The sequence below is a fragment of the Collinsella aerofaciens genome, from assembly GCF_020709435.1.
Lineage (GTDB): Bacteria > Actinomycetota > Coriobacteriia > Coriobacteriales > Coriobacteriaceae > Collinsella > Collinsella aerofaciens_AU.
Map to the genome: position 1 here is coordinate 1 of NZ_JAJFDP010000017.1, position 16,416 is coordinate 16,416.

11 protein-coding genes and 2 tRNA genes are annotated in these 16,416 nt (G+C 58.6%); 1 reads left to right on the forward strand and 12 read right to left on the reverse strand.

The window, feature by feature from the left end; genetic code table 11:
• Positions 1–217: 217 nt before the first annotated feature.
• The 10 genes from LK493_RS08550 to LK493_RS08595 form a co-directional block, all read right to left on the reverse strand.
• Positions 218–290, reverse strand: a tRNA-Lys gene (locus LK493_RS08550).
• Positions 291–318: 28 nt separating this feature from the next.
• Positions 319–1,599 (reverse strand): aminopeptidase, encoded by a 1,281-nt coding sequence (locus LK493_RS08555; RefSeq protein ID WP_227790738.1) that lies wholly within the window; start codon positions 1,597–1,599, stop codon positions 319–321.
• Between the two features lie 89 nt (positions 1,600–1,688).
• Entirely contained in the window at positions 1,689–2,264 is a 576-nt protein-coding gene (locus LK493_RS08560; protein ID WP_035136480.1) for an ABC-2 transporter permease, read from the reverse strand.
• On the reverse strand, positions 2,265–3,143 hold the full coding sequence (locus tag LK493_RS08565) for a phosphoribosylaminoimidazolesuccinocarboxamide synthase (RefSeq protein ID WP_055310313.1): 879 nt from the start codon (positions 3,141–3,143) through the stop codon (positions 2,265–2,267). It abuts the gene before it with no gap.
• Between the two features lie 118 nt (positions 3,144–3,261).
• Positions 3,262–4,827: an ATP-binding protein gene (locus LK493_RS08570; RefSeq protein ID WP_227790739.1), complete on the reverse strand. Its 1,566-nt coding sequence runs from the start codon at positions 4,825–4,827 to the stop codon at positions 3,262–3,264.
• An 11-nt stretch (positions 4,828–4,838) separates the two neighbouring features.
• On the reverse strand, positions 4,839–5,561 hold the full coding sequence (locus LK493_RS08575; RefSeq protein WP_006236208.1) for a response regulator transcription factor: 723 nt from the start codon (positions 5,559–5,561) through the stop codon (positions 4,839–4,841).
• 153 nt (positions 5,562–5,714) lie between these two features.
• Positions 5,715–6,926: a twin-arginine translocation signal domain-containing protein gene (locus tag LK493_RS08580; RefSeq protein WP_161115614.1), complete on the reverse strand. Its 1,212-nt coding sequence runs from the start codon at positions 6,924–6,926 to the stop codon at positions 5,715–5,717.
• Positions 6,926–7,189 carry a TIGR03905 family TSCPD domain-containing protein gene (locus LK493_RS08585; RefSeq protein WP_161115613.1) on the reverse strand — a complete coding sequence of 88 codons (264 nt, stop codon included), beginning with the start codon at positions 7,187–7,189 and terminating at the stop codon, positions 6,926–6,928. The genes LK493_RS08580 and LK493_RS08585 overlap by 1 nt, the downstream gene beginning before the upstream one ends.
• A gap of 128 nt (positions 7,190–7,317) precedes the next feature.
• Complete coding sequence (purB, locus tag LK493_RS08590) at positions 7,318–8,664, reverse strand: adenylosuccinate lyase (RefSeq protein WP_022093797.1); 1,347 nt, start codon at positions 8,662–8,664, stop codon at positions 7,318–7,320.
• Between the two features lie 424 nt (positions 8,665–9,088).
• A tRNA-Gly gene (locus tag LK493_RS08595) sits at positions 9,089–9,163 on the reverse strand.
• A 296-nt stretch (positions 9,164–9,459) separates the two neighbouring features.
• Here LK493_RS08595 and LK493_RS08600 point away from each other — a divergent pair.
• Positions 9,460–12,891, forward strand: coding sequence for a SpaA isopeptide-forming pilin-related protein (locus LK493_RS08600; RefSeq protein WP_227790740.1), 3,432 nt, complete (start codon positions 9,460–9,462; stop codon positions 12,889–12,891).
• Positions 12,892–12,957: 66 nt separating this feature from the next.
• On the opposite strand, the gene LK493_RS08605 is transcribed toward LK493_RS08600, so the two are convergent.
• Both LK493_RS08605 and LK493_RS08610 read right to left on the reverse strand, forming a co-directional pair.
• Entirely contained in the window at positions 12,958–13,176 is a 219-nt protein-coding gene (locus tag LK493_RS08605; protein ID WP_022094153.1) for a hypothetical protein, read from the reverse strand.
• 21 nt (positions 13,177–13,197) lie between these two features.
• Positions 13,198–16,374: a hypothetical protein gene (locus LK493_RS08610; RefSeq protein WP_227790741.1), complete on the reverse strand. Its 3,177-nt coding sequence runs from the start codon at positions 16,372–16,374 to the stop codon at positions 13,198–13,200.
• Between the last annotated feature and the right edge of the window lie 42 nt (positions 16,375–16,416).

Here is a 16,416-nt window from a genome sequence, read left to right on the forward strand (position 1 = left end):
ACGGCCAACCGAAGTTGACCGTCTCAACAATCTTTGGGTGGGCCGTCAGGGGTTCAGCCTGCTTCGCAGGCGGCCGCTGCGGCGCTTTCGCGCCTTGCGCGCTGCGCTGGCAAACGCTCACGCGTTTACTCAGCTCCGCGCCCCGACGGGTTCGAACCCATGAAAGGGCGACAAAAAAGACGGCCAACCGAAGTTGACCGTCTCAACAATCTTTGGGTGGGCCGTCAGGGGTTCGAACCCTGGACCTTGGGATTAAAAGTCCCCTGCTCTGCCAGCTGAGCTAACGGCCCGCGGGTGGCATTGTACCACGGTCTGGGACTATTCCCAACTCCATTGGCCGTTCTGGAAAATCACAACTTCACGTCCATCAGGCGTAATGCCCACAATATCGATGTCGTCCGTGCCGATCATAAAATCGACGTGCGTGCTCGAGACGTTAACGCCATGCTCCAGAAGCTCCTCCTTGGACATGTCATACCCACCCTCGATGCATTCGGGGAAACCGACACCTAGCGCGAGATGGCAGCTAGCGTTCTCGTCATAGAGCGTATTGTAGAACAGAACACCACTTTCGCGGATCGGCGTGTTCTTGGAAATGAGCGCGACCTCTCCCAGGTGAGCAGCGCCCTCGTCAGTATCGATGATACTTGCGAGCGTTGCCTTGCCCACGCGGGCGTCGTAGTCCACCACGCGGCCGCCCTCGAACTTAATCCAAAAATCTTCGACCTTATTGCCGTGATGGATGAGCGGCATGGCCGAGTACACGATACCGTCGGCGCGCATGCGATCGGGCGAAGTGAAGACTTCCTCGGTGGGAATGTTGGGGAAGAAGGGGTGCCCATCGGGCGTCTTGCCCTTGCCGCCGGCCCACTCGTGACCTTTCGTCATGCCAATCGTCAGATCGGTTCCATTTGCCGCGGTGTAATGCAGGTAGTCGAAACGATTGTCGTTCAGGAAACGCAGGTTCTTTTCGAATGCGGCGTCATGGAGTTCCCAGTCGCTCTCTGGGTCCTGGCCATCGGCGCGCGCGGTGTGCAGAATCGCATTCCACAGCTTATAGATTGCAGCCTCATCGGCGTCTCCCGGGAACACCTCGTGCGCCCAAGCCACGACCGGAGCGCCGGCGATGCACCACGGATTGATGTTGTAATCCAGTCCACGGCGGAAAACTTTGCACTGCGTATTCCTCGCCTTTGATGCCGCGGCCGGCTTGGCTGGATCGATGCCCTTGAGGGCCGCAGGATCCGCACCCTCGATAAAGACAAAGCAGGCACCATCCTGGGCCAAGGAATCCAGCTGCATGCGCTTCCACTCGGACGTCTGCTCAAAATAGCTTTTCTCGACATGCTCGTACGTGAGCCTCGTCACGGCATCATCGGCCCAAATGACCGTCACGTGGCCGGCGCCGGCAGCATAGGCCTCCGCGACCACCACGCGCGCAAACGGCGCGCACTCGACCGGAGACTGAACGACGACCTCCTGGCCGGGCTTGACGTTTACGCCCTTGCGGACGACCAGGCGCGCGTAGTTTTTAATCTTGGGCTCCAGGGCCTTCATGCCCTCCAGAGCCTCTTCGACCGTCAGGGCAGCTCGAATCATGTGCCACTCCATCTATCTATAGAACAGTAAAAAGGCGCGCCGCAAAAACGACGCGCCTTATATCTTAGCGATAAGTATGTATGCAAACGCTACTTCTTCTTGGAGTCCTTCTGGTCCTCCTCGGCAGCCGCGCGCTCAATAAGAGCGTTGAGCTTGTTTTCGGACATGCCCTCGGCCTGCGCGCGGTACATGTTGCGCAAGGGACGAATACGAGCGAAGTCATAGATAAAGTCGCCCAAAATGATGACGTAGGACAAAACGATGCCGACCATCTGGACAGGGCTGGACACCATGCCAGCGGGAGCGAAGTACAGCGAGGCCCAAATTGCCACGACGAGCACCATGCCAATGGCGAGCACAATCCACCAGATGCGACGGCGCTTGGTGTAGTCCTCGTCCTGCTTGAGGAGGATATTCGACACCGTATAGATGCGGTCCTCCTTGGCGCGCTGCTTGGCCTTGCGGGCGCGCTTCTCCTCTTTAGAGAGGCCCTCGAGGTTCTCGCCCTTCTCGAGCTCTTTGCGGCGTGCCTTAGACGAAGCCGGCACGACGCGAACGGAGCTCGCTGCTTGGCGGGCGGGCTTAGCAGATGCGGCAGACTTGCGCGCAACCCCGGTAACTTCGTGGGATTGCGTGCGCTTGTTCGTGGCGCTACGGGTACTCACTTATGCGTTCTCCTTCATGCTTGTGAACTGGAAGCCCGTGATGATCTGGAAGGCCTCGCGATAGCGCTCGGACGTGCCATCGATGACCTCGGCGGGCAGGTGCGGGGTCTCCCCCGTCATATCCCAGTTGGCCTTGAGCCAATTGCGGACGAATTGCTTGTCGTAGCTAGGCTGGATCTTGCCCTCCTCGTAGCTGGCAGCAGGCCAGAAACGGCTGGAGTCGGGCGTGAGGCACTCGTCGATCAGCGTGACCTTGCCATCGATGACACCAAACTCGAACTTGGTGTCGGCAATGATGATGCCACGGGTCGCGGCGTACTCGGCAGCGGCCTTGTAGATCTTGAGGGAAAGGTCACGAATCTGCGTGGCGATGTCCTCGCCCACGATCTCGCAGCAACGCTCGAACGAGATGTTCTCGTCGTGGTCACCGATCTCGGCCTTCGTGGACGGCGTGAACAACGGCTCGGGAAGCTTGGAAGCCTCGGTCAGGCCCTCAGGCAGCTGGATGCCGCAGACGGTGCCGTTCTCGTCGTAGGTCTTCTTGCCCGAACCGGTCAGATAGCCGCGGACGATGCACTCGATAGGAATCGTCTGGGCCTTCTTAACCAGCATGGCGCGGCCAGCGAGGTAGTCACGATACTCAGCAAACTCCTCGGGGAAATCCGCCGGGTCGATGGAAACGAGATGGTTGGGGACGATGTCGGCAAACTTATCGAACCAGAATGCCGAGATGCGATTGAGCACCTCTCCCTTAAACGGAATCTCGTCGGGAAGAATGAAGTCGAACGCAGAAATGCGGTCGGTGGCGACCATCAGCAGGTTTTCACCGGCATCGTAAATATCACGAACCTTGCCACGGGAATCCGGACGACGCTCCATCGTTGTCACGTGAGTCACTCCTTACCTAAATACGACAGAAATGCGGGTTCTTTCCCGCATGTTTTCGCAAACTCGGAGCGGCAGGGACACGGCCCCTCCTTCACCGAATAGCGAAAAGCTAGTGCTCCATTGTAGTAGATGCCGCGTCCGCCATGTGCTCGCGGGGCAGATGAATTGTAAAAGTCGTACCCTTTCCAAGCTCCGACTCCACGGATATGTAGCCATGGTGACGCTCGACGATCTGCTTGGTCACGGCGAGGCCGACGCCCAGGCCGCCAGCTTCGCGGGCGCGGCTGGCATCGGCGCGCCAAAACCGCCCGAAAATGCGCGACAGATCGTCCTTGGCAATACCGATGCCGGTATCAGAAACGGCAATGCTGACGTGCCTGCGGTCACTGAGCACCGACACCACGACCCAACCGCCCTCGGGGGTGTAGCGCATGGCGTTGCTCATGAGGTTGATAACACATTGCGTGATCATGTCGGGATCGGCCTCGACGACATCGTCGTGCCCTTGGGTTTCATCTGCAAAGCGAAGACGAAGGTCACGGTCGGCAAACAGACGCTCCTGGCCGTTCACAATCGATCGCACGAACGGAACCATGTCCACCGGTTCTAGATTGAGCGGAGCCGTGCTGTTTTCCATACGCGATAGGTCGAGCATCTGCTGCACCAGACGAGCCAGGCGACGCGTCTCGGAAGCAACGGTCTCCAAATGCTCATCGTCGGTGGGATACACGCCATCCTGCATGGCCTCGACCGTTGCGAGCATGGCCATAAGCGGCGTGCGAAGCTCGTGTGCAACGTCTGAGGTCAGGCGCTTCTCGTGTTTCATATCCTTCTCGAGCGAGGTGGCCATCTCATCGAAGGTCTCACCCAGCTGATCGATCTCGTCATCACCGCGCAGCCCCGTGCGAGCCGACAGGTCGCCGTCACGGATTTGCTTTGCGGTACTGGTGATGCGATGAATCGGTTTGGTGAGCATGCGCGACACGAGCGATCCGATAACGACCGAAATGCAGATTGCAACAACCGCGGCGAGGGTCATGGCGTTAAAGGTCTTCTCCCTAAACGCAGAGTCCGCCTTGGTGAGCAGAGCGTCGGAGCCGATGGCCCACAGCTTTACCTGTCCGACATGCTCGCCGGAAGACGTTACAATCTCGACGTTAGCAACGCTATCGGAGTCGGTTGGAGCAGACGAGACCGGGCTATGCGATGCCCTCTTGCCGCTCGTGTCGTCGGTCGTAGCCTGGTTTTCGCGTACATCGGCGGTGGCGCTTGCCGAGGGCCAGGAATCGTCATAAACGATCACGCCCTTTTTATTGACGACCTGCATACCCAGATCGTCGGAAACCAAACTCGACGTTGCGACCGTGCGCAGTTCTCCCGCGGTCCAAGAGCCGTTTTCCTCATATGAGGTTGCCAACTTCTCGGCAGCGGAATTTGCGATTTCGACGATATTGGAGCGTGTGTAATCCGAAAAGACCGTGCCCCACACAACAGAGACAACGCCCACCAGCACCAATACCGTCATGAGCGATGTCAGAGCAAAAGCAAGTGCCATGCGCGAGGGATAGCTCATCGTTGGCCGTGAATCGGAACGAGGCGTGTTCCAACTAGCCTTGGAACCCGCCTCGCTCTCCTGCTTGTGCTTTTGTCCGATTTCAAAGCGCGCAGGTGTCATATGTGATTTCCCTATTTCTCGTCCGACTTATCGGTCTTGGCCGGAGCCTCGAAGCGATAGCCGACACCATGGACGGTGTAGAGCCACTTGGGCTTCTTGGGATCATCGCCCAGCTTGGCGCGAAGATTCTTCACGTGGCTATCGATGGTGCGCTCATAGCCCTCAAAGTCATACCCGAGCACTTTCTCGACCAGCTCCATGCGGTTATACACACGGCCGGGATGGCGGGCAAGCGTGGTGAGCAGCTTGAACTCGGAAGCCGTCAGATCGACTTCCTTGCCCTCGACCAAGATCTTGTGGCCCGAGATATCGATGACCAGATCGCCGAAGTCGAGCACCTCGACGGCGGGCTCGTCGGCCTGATGGGCACGGCGGAACAGAGCACGAACGCGGGCGACGAGCTCGCGCGGCGAGAACGGCTTAATCAGATAGTCATCGGCGCCGAGCTCAAGACCGATAATACGGTCCTCGATCTCGCCCTTAGCCGTCAGCATGATGATGGGGACATCCGAGGTATCGCGAATGGTGCGGCAAACGCGCTCGCCGGGAATCTTGGGGAGCATAAGGTCGAGCACGACCAGGTCGAACTGATGCTTCTCGAACTCCTCGATCGCGGACTGACCGTCGCCGACGCCCACAACCCAGTAGCCTTCGCGCTCGAGATAGGCAGCGACGGCGTCACGGATTGCCTTCTCATCCTCGACCAGCAGAATCTTTTTTGCATCTGAAGCCATAACACGGCCCCCCTGTCTCAATTAGCTAAGAACAAGCCCATTTTAACGCACCTGAGCCCGCCGGATGCCGCTATGACGCGGCAGCTCGGCGGGCGGTACTCACAATTACAACGCGTTTATTCCCCTGTTGGCGCCCTTTTAACCCCTCTAAGCTTAAAGAGAGAATAGGCGTGCAGTGACCGTCTCTGGTATACCCTGGCTGTTGCGCACCGTGGCGTACGTAAGGAATGAGTCCGACTTTCCCGCCGTAGCTGGATAATCGCCATACTCCAAAGCGCGGTCGGGCGACAGCAGCGAGCCATAGGTCTTGGCAGAGGTGTCGATCAGGAAATGCGACGCCTGTACCTTAACAAGGTATTTATTCTTCTTGCCAGCCGCACATGCAAGCGGCTCGCGGGACAGGAAGAGATACGGCCCTCCCTCATTACCGATATACGTGCCCATGTTGCCCAGGCTGCCCACGCCACTATAGGTCGCCTCGATAGAAAACACGAAGGTATCGCCCATATATACGGCCTCGAAAGGCGAGACTGACGAGGGAAGAACTAGCTGGGCACGTTTGGTGTTGTTGCCGTCGGTCAGATCGATTGCCGTTATGCCGTAGTAGACGCCCTCGTCGTTGCGGACACGCGGCGAGATGGTCAAAATGCCGTCGCTCGCGCGCGGGGCCGATGCAAAGCGGCCCGTCGATTTCCAAATTACCTCGGCCTTGGATTCATCAAGCGAGCGACGATAGCAAAACGAATCACTACTCGTTTTATTGCCGCCTGCCGAAGGCATTTTATACCAGATGACTGATGACCCGAACGCCGTGAACAGGGGCGGATCATAGTCCTTGCCACCTCGATCGAGCTCAACCACGTCGCCAGAGAGCGAAGCGCCCGACAGATTTTGAGCGTAGAGCTTCCACGATGAATTGGCAAAGTTCATCTCAACCCACGCGAATACGCCGTCGCCGGCACGGACATCGTAGAATGCGTATCCCGTGCCCTCGATAGGATCCTCGATTAATGTGGTAAGCGAGCCATCGCCCAGGTTGAGCACGCCGAGTGTGTTGGCGTGCAGTGCCGATGCGGGCGCCATCATCGCCGCGGCGTAATCGCCGTCGCAGTAGTACAGCAGCGTACCCAGAGGCAGCGTCCACGATGACGCCGGCTCAAGATCGATGTCGACAGCCTCATACTCATCCGTAATCGAGATGATTTTGGAATCGTCCTTGATAACCTGCGGCTCGCCGGCGGCATCATCGCTGGTACCCGTTTTTTTCGAGCATCCGGCAAGCACCGTGGCAGCGCCCGCGGCAGCCCCACCGAGTACAAAGCCGCGACGCGATATTCCGTTCTTGATGTGATCGGCGATACCCATTAGGCGATCTCGGCGCGAGCGGCCTCGATAGCGCGCGTAAGCTGGTCGGCGCAGGAGGTCTTTTTCATACCGCAGGTATTACCGGCGAGAACCTCGATTACGCGATCGGCGGGAGCGCCCTCGACCAGCTTGGAGATAGCCTTGAGATTGCCGTCGCAGCCGCCGGTAAACTCAACGCCCACCACCTTGTTGCCGTCATCGGAAAGGTCAAGGTGAATATTGCGAGCACACACGCCCTGAGGCTTGTAATCAAACGAAATCATGCGATCCCCTCTCAGAATGTTATTCGAGACGACTATTATCCCCGTCTTTCCCTAAATGCAACGAGGCGCTTTGCCGGCAACACACATTACCAGCAAAGCGCCCTAAAAAGCTAACGTTATGCCCGAACCTACTCGAAGCTCAGCTGCTCCAGACGATCAAAGACCGTGTCGATACGGGTGAGGAAGTCCCACGGATCAAAGATCTCGTCGAGCTTCTCCTGACTGACGGTGCAGCGCGGGTCGGCCTCGAGACGCTCCTTAAAGGTGGGGCCGGAGACACAATCCTGTACCTCGTGCCAGGTTGCCATAGCGTTCTCCTGCACAATGGCGTACGCGTCCTCGCGGGTGATGCCCGTGTCGACGAGGGCGAGCAGTACCTTGGAAGAGAAGATGAGGCCGCGGGTCTTATTGAGGTTGGCCATCATGCGGGCGGGATACAGCTGCAGGCCGTCGATAACGCGGATGAGGCACTGGAACATGTGGTCGAGGGCGATGAAGCTGTCGGCCTGGGCGACGCGCTCGGCAGAGGAGTGCGAAATGTCACGCTCGTGCCACAGGGCGACGTTATCGAAGGCAACCTGCGCGTTGGCCTTCACGACGCGCGACAGGCCGCAGACCTTCTCCATGGTGATGGGGTTGCGCTTGTGCGGCATGGCGGAGCTGCCCTTTTGACCCTTACGGAACGGTTCCTCGGCCTCGAGTGTATCGGTCTTCTGCAGATTGCGAACCTCGGTAGCGATGCGCTCACAGGTGGCCGCGGTGGTGGCGAGAACGCCGGCGAGGTAGGCGTGATGATCGCGGCTAATAACCTGCGTGGACAGCGGGTCGTGAACCAGGCCCAGGTGCTCGCAGACATATTCCTCGACAAACGGCTCGATGGAGCTGTAGGTGCCGACAGCGCCCGAGATGGCACCAAAGGCAACATTCTTGCGGGCGTCCTCAAGACGATCCAGATCGCGCTTGAGCTCCCAGGCCCAAGAGCCAAACTTCATGCCGAAGGTCATCGGCTCGGCGTGGATGCCATGAGTGCGGCCGGCACAGAGCGTGTTGCGCTCCTCAAAGGCGCGACGCTTGCAAATCTCGCCGAGCTTCTTGACGTCCTCGATGATCAGGTCGCAGGCCTGGGTGAGCTGGTAGCACAGGGCCGTGTCGCCCAGATCCGAGCTGGTCATGCCATAGTGAACCCAGCGGCTGGGCTTGGGGTCGCCCTCGGGAACATCGGCATCGATGTATTCCTTCATGTTGGTCAGGAAGGCAATGACGTCGTGGCGCGTGACTTCCTCGATCTCATCGACCTTCGCCTTCTCAAAGTTGGCATGGTCGCGGATCCACTGGGCCTCGTCTTTGGAAATACCGATCTTGCCGAGCTCCGCCTGGGCCTCGCAGGCCAGAACCTCGATCTCCTGCCAAATGGCGTACTTGTTCTCGAGGGAGAAGATGTGTCCCATCTCCGGGCGGGTATAGCGATCGATCATAGCGGCTCCTTTTTGGTTATTGGCACGTTGGTCGTAACCCATCCATTGTACCGTGCGCAGGTGCAAGTATGGGCAGCAGGCATTAACCTAACATTTTGGAATTGGAGCGAGCAACGGAACGTCCGCGTATTTGCTTCGCAAATCCGCACCGGCTTCAGGCGAGCCCCTCAGCTTCACGAAGCCGAAGGGGAAGACTTTGTTGAATTAGCCGTCCCCATGTCTCCCGCGCCCGGTAGAGCGGGCAACGGGACGTCTGCGCATTTGCTTCGCAAATACGCACCGGCTGCGGTCGCCTATCGGCGACCTTGCCTGCTCGCTATAAACGCTTCGCGTTTATTTAACGCTCGCACCCTGGCGGGTTCGAGTCCCGGCACTTTATTGAAAAAAGCACGACACCGAAGCGGTGTCGTGCTTTTACTTTTTTTGGAGCGGGCAACGGGACTCGAACCCGCGAGTGTCAGCTTGGGAAGCTGATGCCTTACCACTTGGCGATGCCCGCATATGTGGGGATAGTATAACGCGGTTGTCTTGTTCGATACAAGGGTGTCGATGCTTGTTTTAGCTGTGGAGAATCATTTGAAAACCGCGCCAATTGTGGAGATGAGGACCTTTGTCTTTCTTTTCTTACCATCTTCTACCTGCACTTTTATCTGATTGTTGTATTTGAGCTCGATTTGTCAGAAATCGGGCAAGCTTTTGGTCAGGCTCCGATACTTACCCGCATGAACCTCGGGGGTAGCCTCATCCTACGCGTCGCAACCTCCCCATGCGGCGCACGAGGGATAAGGAGCAGCCATGTCCAACGCACCCACGCACTCTGTCCACAGCGCAATCGCAACAGGTCCGCTGCTCCTGCTCCTCTTCCTGCTTTTCGGCTGCCTGACACCGGGAGCCGCATTTGCCGTCGATGGCTACGACCAGCTCGGCTTCCGCACTATTAGCGATGATTGTGGGCCCTTCCTCATCGGCAAGTATGAAGCTCAAGACGCCTCGATTGCCTACTGCATGAACCAGGAGCGCCCCGGCCCCACCAAGCCGGGCGGCCCATGGCTCAACTTTGATCAAGGCTGGGTGTGGCTCGACGACGAGTTCGCGGCAATCGTTTGTCACGGATATCCTACCGCCACGTCGTTTGGCGGTTACCATCTTTCACCCGATCGTGCCCGCGCCGCAACCCAGCTTGCCGTATGGATGCTCAACGGCACTACCCATGTCGACGGTACCTACTCTTACACGACCGCTCAGGGCAAAACCAAGAGTGGGCACTTTATCACTGACAATGAAGTCGTGGCGGCGGCGCGGTGGCTCCACGACAACGCAAAATCAGGAAGCATCAAAGCCGCTCCGCACCGCGCGCGGCGCTATCTAGGAGCCGTATCGGGCGGCAGCAAACGTCAGGACATGCTCTATGTACTGCCGGCGGTCTCTGTTTCCTTCCAAAAGCAGTCTGCAAACGCTGCCATTACCAGCGGAAACAATACTTATCAGTTTGACGGGGCAACATTCGATGTTTTTGAGAGCACCAGCGGCGCGCGTGTCGGCACCGTCCAGATGGACAGCAACGGTCGAGCGCAGGCAACACTTCTGCCCAACACGGCATACTACCTAGTTGAAACGAAGGCGCCGGCCGGCTATGTCCCCCGTCGCGATCGCATCGCCTTTACCACGGGGAATGACGGTGGAAAGGTCGCCATTGATGAACAGCCCGGCACCATCAATCTGCGTATCGTAAAACTCGATGCCGCGACGAATGCCGGCCCCCAGGCGGGATCTTCACTCGCAGGAGCAGAGTTCACGTGTGTGTCGCAATCAACCCCTGGATGGGCGCAAATTCTCACGACTGACGAAAGCGGTCGGGCTACCCTCGTCGATGTCCCCTTAGGAACCTTTACCATCTACGAATCAAAAGCCCCCGAGGGCTACCTGCCATCCAACGACAGCTGGACCTATACCGTTGGAGCCAACCAGCTCGGCGATTCGGGCGTGGTCGAGATCGAATCTCGCATTTCCGATATCCCCATTGCGTTTGACCTTGAGATTTCCAAATTCAAGGATTACAGCAATAGCGACCAATCCGGCCTGGAGCAGCCGGCGGGTGGTGTTGTCTTTGAGGTTGTCAGCAACAGCTCTCAGCAGGTTGTTGGCACACTGACCACAAACATCTATGGCTTTGCCTCCACCAAAGATCAGCCCGAAGCATGGTTCGGCACAGGCAAGCGACCCGCCGGTGTCCACGGAGCCGTCCCATACGACCGTGCCGGCTACACGGTTCGCGAGGTTCCGGAAACCGTCCCCGAGGGTTTTAAACGTGCAGGGGAATGGACCGTCGGGGCCAATCAGATTTCCGACGGCGCCGAGCTTCAATATATCGTAGACAACCACGCTCTGTCGACGCATCTCCAGATTGTAAAACGCGATGGCCAAACAGGCGCTTCTGTTCCCCTAGCCGGATTCACCTTCCAACTCCTCGACAGCAATCACGAACCTGTCTCACAAACTTGCTGGTATCCAGCACATAACGTAATGGACACCTTTACGACTGACGCGACCGGGACCGTCACACTGCCCGAATCGCTCGTGCCGGGCACCTATTATGTACGCGAAACCTCGGCCAAAGAGCCCTATCTTGTCGGCGAAGAGATCGAGGTAAACATACCCACCGACATGAACCTAACGCCCGTTGCAATCGCCTCGTATTATGACCACGCCGCGACCGGAAACATCAGGATCGTTAAAACCGATGCCATAGACGGGAGCAGCCTCGCGGGCGCCGTCTTTGAGATCCGTGCCTCGGGTGATATCGTGCGCCCCGACGGTAGCATTGCCGCGCTCGACGGTGAGACTGTCGCGACCGTCACGACGGATGAAACTGGAGAAGCACGCGCGGACAACCTCCCACTGGGATCTGACACCGCACGCTACGAGGTTGTCGAGACTCAAGCGCCGGCAGGCTTCTTGCTCGATCAGACAACCCATATTGTCGACCTTACTTATGCCGACCAGAAAACACCCGTTGTAGAAGCACGGCTTAACGTATCCGACGATTACACCAAGGTTGATATCTCCAAGGTCGATGCAAGCGGTGAGCAGGAAGTGGAAGGCGCACAGCTCGCCTTATATGGTCCCGATAAAACCGAAATAGACTCCTGGACCTCATCCGACAAGCCACACCGCGTCGAACATCTTGCACCCGGCACCTACTCGTTGCGCGAAATGATGTCTCCGCGGACCTATGACCTTGCCGAGGAGATAACGTTTGAAATAAAGGATACGGGAGAAGTCCAATCCGTCGCGATGAAGGATGCGCCCATCGAGATCAAGGGGCAGGTCGACAAGCGTCAGGAACTTGTCCAACCTATCGAAAAGGGCCTGTTGGCTAACGGCGATGGTAAAAACCGTGCCGCGATGCAAACCAATACGGATGGGCTTTTCTCCTATACCATCGACGCTCGAAACGATTCAACTACCTGGGTTGATGAGTTCACAATTACCGATGATCTTGAGTGTGCCGAGGACGATACGGCGAGATTCGTCTCAATCGAAACCCCCGTCGCCATCGGCGACCTCAACGGTCTGTGCAACGTGTGGTATCGCACGACGCCGTTGGACTCGACAGACGTCGATGAACCGGCGAACGCGACACTTGACGATGGACACGAAAATCCTTGGCTTGAGTCCGACGAAGTAAAAGAGAGCCTTGGTGAGGACTGTCGCCTCGTCGATTACGACGGCTGGCGCCTCTGGAAGGCGGATGTCTCGACCACGGAATCCACCACACTCGAGGCGGAAGAGCTCGACCTTACACCCAATACCGTCGTAACGGGCATTCGAATTGAATACGGTGCGGTAGCCGCCGACTTTACGACTCGAAGCGATGCGGATTCTTGGACCCGCGATGATCTCAAAGATGAGCACGACGACCTTGACGATGCCAAAGCAATCCTTGGCACAGACGCTCGGGGCGCAATCGTGCACATGCAGGCGACGTCGGCTTATACGCCCCAAACCGCACTCACCAACAGCGCACGCGTCGATCTTTGCCGCAACGGCGGCGGCGATAAACTTGAGTCACATGACGAGGACCGTGTCATTCAACGCTGTACCCTACTGCAGGACCTACCGGCAACAGGATCAGTTCCCATCGCCGCTTGCATCACCGCGCTCCTGACCTCGGGTGCCGCAGCCCTATGGTTCGCTCGCCTTAGGTCGACCCCAAAGAAGCGCTAGCGCGATGAAAAAGCGGGCGAGCCAGTCCCCTGGCTCGCCCGCTTTCAATCATGTAAATCGCCGTATCTACTCTGCAGACGAAGATCCACCATCAACGATTGCCTGCTCGGACTCAGGAATCCCATCGGCACCCGTACTCTGTTCTTGCTCCACCTCTTCGCTGATTGCGGAGGCGGGGGTCGAGCCCTTTGCACCCACGATGTAGGCAGCCCCAAATCCTAACGCAATGGCAATCAAGGTCAAAATCACGTAGACAGGCCAATGGCGCTTAATATACGAAAACACGTTGACTCCTTAGAGCTCCGTCTACGAACGGCGGATAACCTCGGTCACGACCTCGGATACCGTGGCAATGTTCGTCGGGTTGACATTGTGGGGCAGGTCGTCCTCGGTACGAGCGCAAGCCAGACGCGTGCCGTCCACGCCGGCGATGGTGAGGGCTCGGCGGCTCGCCTCGAGCGCGGCATAGGCATCGGTCTTGGCATAGGGCATCTCGAGCGCGCCACAATCGACATGGAACGACTTGCACACCTTGCTGACCAGGTTCATGATGCGGCGATCGCCCTTGAGCAGCTGCTGTTCGCCCTCGACCGTCACCACCGAAAGCCTACCGGCGCCGACGGATTCAAGATTGATGAAGAATACGCCGCGGAGCTTATCGCGATGCGAAGCCAAGAAGGCCTTCATGCCGGCGCCATCACAATCCGAGGCGCCCGTTGCCACAAACCAGATATCGTGACCGAGCAGCTCATCATCGCCCATAGAGGCGACAGCCGAGAGCATATCTTCGGAAGAAGCGCCATCGGAAGACGTAGCGCCGCCCTTCCAGCCATCGTTATCGTCCTCGAAGTTATCCCACGAACCGATACCGCGACCGGACTTCTTGGCATCGTAATCGTCTTCGACGCCCAGCCAATCACTCATGCTGTCCTGCTCGTTTTTCCTTTTACGACCGAACAGGCCACCCAGGCCGCGTTTGCGAGACTTGGGTGCCGCCGGGGCGGGAGCCGAAATGGTCTCGATCGGCTGCGCGCCCGACGCAACGGGCATAGAAGGCGCAACGGGTGCCGATGTGGGTTCGGGACCCTGGGCAGTAGCAAAGGGGTCGTTGACCTGGGCAGAGGGATCGGGAAGGTCGAACAGCGACGTGCGAGACGCAACGTTTGCCTGCTTCATAGACGGCAGCGACGGATCGGGGACCGAAGCCAGCGGAGACGAGGAAGGTGCAGGCGACGGTGCCGACGCCGGATCGGGAACATTCATCTGCGGACGCGGCGATGCCTGGGAGGAAATCTGGGCCATAAGGGAATCGACCGTTTCGTCCTGGGTGGGAGCGACATTGGCAACCGTGGCACCGGAACCACTCGGGGTCGGCATGGTGAAAATCTGCGTGGAGTAAGGCCTCGACTCATCCGTCTCGGGAGTCTCGGAAACCGCAGGCACTTCCTCCTGCTCGACCTCGGTCGAATCACCTTGATCGGCTGCCGCGTATTGCTCTTCGTCAGAGTTGGCCTCGAGGGACTCGTCCTCGGCGGCATCTTGGATTTCGGCAGCATCAATGGGCTCGTCATCGTCTGCCGCGTCGCCCTGCTCATCGGAAATAGGAAGGGGCTCGGCAATTGCGGTGCCTTGCTTTTCAAACGTTATCGTGGAATCGAACTGCGCGGCATCAAACGACATGGTGCTATCGACGTGCTGCTGAGCCTCGAAAGACGTTGTTGCCTCAACAACATCCGCTGACGTCGGTTGCTGGGACTCAAAGGACGTCGTAGCTTCGGCAGCGTCGACGGGCCCGGACTGCATAGCCTCGCTCTGCTCGAACTCTTGCGCCGCGCGCTCACGTGCCGCCTCGGCTGCCTGCTGCTGAGCGATAGCCTCCTGCTCGGCAGCCTCGCGTGCGGCAGCGCGCTTCTCCTCGAAATCGTCGACAAATTTCCTGCCCTTTGCAAGCGCACCCTTAAAGAAGCTGGAAGCGCTGGCGCCAATCGAAGAGAACGCGGATGCAATATCGGCATGGGGCGTTGCCGCGGGAATCTCGGCAGAGAAATCAGTATCGCTCTCGTAAGACACGCGCCTCGGCTGTTCAACGTAATCGTCGTCAGACTCGTCCGCAACGTCTTGCGCCGGCGCGGCGGGAGCCAAAATGTCCAGTCCTGCCGCGGGATCGATCGCGGACACCGCCTCGGGCTCGGCAACGGCAGCGGTAACCGCGGCAGACTCATCATCCGCAGTGACAACGGGCGCAGGCTCGGGCTCAAACGTCGGCTCCTCGCCCTCCTCGTAATCGAGCGTGCAGGACTCGGGAAGCATTCCGAGTGCACGGATGGCATCCGAACCAAAGCGAATGTTGCCGGCGGCGTTGCGATAGAGCTTGGGCTCGGGCTCGGCCGCGGCAGGCTCCTCCGCCGGCTCAGCAGCGGGAACCTCGTCATTGAACTCTTCGGCCTGGACAGCCTGATTCTGATCCTCGGGCACGATGGCGCCAATCAGCGTCTCGTCGGCAGACACACCCTCAAAGCCCTCAATCTGCTCGTCAAAAGCCTCGCCCTGTTCGGGCTCGGTTTGAGCGTCGGGAGCAATCGGCTGACCGAACTCGTCCTCGGCGTAGGTAGGCTCTTCGTACTCGATGGTGTTGCCGTAGTCGTTTTGCTGCTGGGCCGCGGCATACTCCGCCGCCGCGCGCGCCATTTCCTCGGCACGACGTTTCTGCTCCCCAAAATAGGTATCGAACGGAACATCGTCGGGAAACTCGTTCTCGCCCTGGAAGGGAGCAACGTTGTCCATAACGCCGAGCATAGCGGCGACAGAAGACTTGTTGCACACCGCGCCGGACGTATAGGGAAGAACGTGGCGGTTAGAGATGATGTTTGCCGCGTTGGCAAGTGCAACGAGGGAAGCGAGGATCGCGACAATCCACAGCAGAACCTTGAGCGCGCCGGGGAGCGGCAGGATACGCAGGATGGCAACGGCAGCAGGGGCAATCGTGGCAACGGGCAACAGCTTGGCGATGAGCGCACGATACGAAGCATAGGGCTCGCGGGCGAGCAGCTCAGCACGGGGAGAGTCGTAGTGTGCGACAACGACCACCGGGCGGTTGCGCGGAGACGCGAGCGGGCCCGAGGCCTTGTGGTAGGCGATGACATTTTGGCTCACGCCCGTCTTGCCCAGGCGCGAAACCACGGGGTGGCCCGTGCGCTCGAGCACGTAAAGAACGGCGCCGACAATGGCCAGCAAGGTGCCGACCAAGCCGATACCGCCGCCGATGCCCATCAGCAGGGCGCCGGCAAACGCAAGAATACCGGTAACGGCAAATGCCAATCTACTGGGCGCCGGGGCATTGAACTCCTGAACCTCGGGGTCAAAGCCGTGGTTGCGGAAGATCTGAGCGATATCCTCGGCAGCCAAGCGCTCTTCTTCGCTGCATGCCGGCGTAATGCCGGTGTTCTGCAGCAGGTGGTTAATATAGTTCTGGGTGTTCGCCATGTGCGCTCCACATCCATAATCCGACAAATAGGCCCAATGCAT